Here is a 1,771-nt window from a genome sequence, read left to right as displayed (position 1 = left end):
GCCGAACCACGCGACGATGCGCGTGCTGTCCGGCCGGAAGCCCGTCGCGCCCTGCCCGATCTGGTGGAGCGCGTTGATCGCGGACTCGGGGGTGTCCCCGCCGCCGGACGCGCTCCACCGGCCGATGCCCGCGCGCACCGCGTCCCGGTCGGCGGTCAGCGCCTGGTCGACGCGGAACGCGAACGCGTCCCCGGTGTCCCGGTACTCGGCCACCGCGAACTGCGCGGCGGGCTGCGCGGCCAGCACCTGCCCGGTGACCGCGTCGGCGTTGGAGCGCACGCTCGCGATCGCCGCGCCCATGCTGCCTGTGGTGTCGGCGAGCAGCACCAGGTCCGGCTTCGGCGGCACGGCCGGGGTGGTGACCTTCTTCGCGACCTGGGCGCTCTGGCCGGGGCCGAGCACCACCTCGACCTCGGCGGGGACGACCTGCGCGGAGGCCGGGGCCGCGACGCCGAGGACGGTCGTCGTCGAGGCCAGCACGGCTAACGCGAGAACCGCCGCCCTGCGGACGGGACCGCGCTTCGGAAAACCGAAGGAAAAGCGCGGCGGGGATCCGGAGGAGGATCTGGCGATCGGCATGGGAGAAGCCTTCCGGGAGCACTGCTCGACAAAGTGCGGGAACCAGCGGAGGAATCATCGGGGCGGTGCGGAAAACGGTCAATTACCTGGTGGTATGACCCTTTTTCGGGGAGGATCACCTGGGGTTGGGCATGCCACTCCGCGGAGTGGCCAGCACCTGTTAATGCGGTCACGTTCGGCCTACGCCAGGCGGGGTTTCGCACCGCCTGGCAATTTTCCGGGCTACCCCGCTGGGGTGACGCCGTTCAGTGGGAAAGCGGGGGAGAAGTGATTGCTCCGAATGCACCGGAGTGGAGTGCCGGACCCGATCCGGCGCACGAGCGCACGCCGGGGCGCCCGTGGTGGCGCTCGCCGCTGGTCGTGGTTCCGGGGCTGCTCGTGCTGCTCGGCTCGGTGGTGGCCGTCTGGCCCGAGCTGACCGAGGACGACCGCTACGCCTCCTGGCAGGCGTCCGGCCGGGACACCACGCCGTACGTCAGGAGCATCGGCGCGTGGACCGCCGGGGTGGACGTGGTCGCGGTCCGCGACACCCACGCCGTGGCGCGCGCCCGCCAGGGCGGCGGGAAGCACTGGGAGGTCGCCCCGCCCGCAGGCCGGTTCTGCGCCGGTCCGGCGCAGTTCACCGAGGGCTGGCTGGCCCTGGCCTACGGCGTCTCGGGCGCGTGCGACCACATGATGCTCGTCTACCTGCCCACCGGGCAGGTCCGCTGGCAGCGCCCGCTGGACGTCCCCGGAGCCGCCGGATCAGGGGCGGGCGGGGTGGTTCAGGTCGTCGGCGACCTCGTGCTCGCCGCCAGGGGCGGCGGCGTCGCGGCCTTCGCGGTCGACACCGGTGAGCGGAAGTGGGGCCGGACCCTGGTCCGCGCCTCGGACGGCGCCGACCGCTGCGCCGCCGACGACCTCGCCCCCGACCAGGGCGAGTCGCTGCTCCTCCTGCGCTGCCCCGGCGTGGACCACGCGGTCACCGCGCAGCGGTTCCGCCCGAGCACCGGCGAGGTGCTGGCCGAGCACGACCTGCCGGGGTCGGACCTGCCCGACGTCGAGGCGGACATCGTGTCCTCGGGGGCCGCCCCGACCGTCGTCCACGTCGGGAACCGGGACAGCGGGAGCTACCGGTTCCTGAACGAGTCGCTCGTCCAGACGCAGGAGGTCCCCAGCGGCCACGGCGGCCTGTCCGCCCCGGACGGGCCCG

At 73.9% G+C, this 1,771-nt stretch carries 1 protein-coding gene and 1 pseudogene; one reads left to right on the top strand and one right to left on the bottom strand.

The window, feature by feature from the left end; genetic code table 11:
• Window positions 1–480: pseudogene (locus ACTUAL_RS03305) on the bottom strand (Calx-beta domain-containing protein); the annotation flags it as partial.
• 459 nt (window positions 481–939) lie between these two features.
• On the opposite strand from ACTUAL_RS03305, the gene ACTUAL_RS03300 reads away from it, so the two are divergent.
• Window positions 940–1,771, top strand: an 832-nt coding sequence (locus ACTUAL_RS03300) for a hypothetical protein (RefSeq protein WP_440899228.1), incomplete at its 3' end; no start/stop codon positions are given.

Source organism: Actinosynnema sp. (assembly GCF_052038725.1).
The sequence above is the reverse complement of the archived record's forward strand: the minus strand, read 5'-3'. Positions and strand labels throughout refer to the sequence as shown.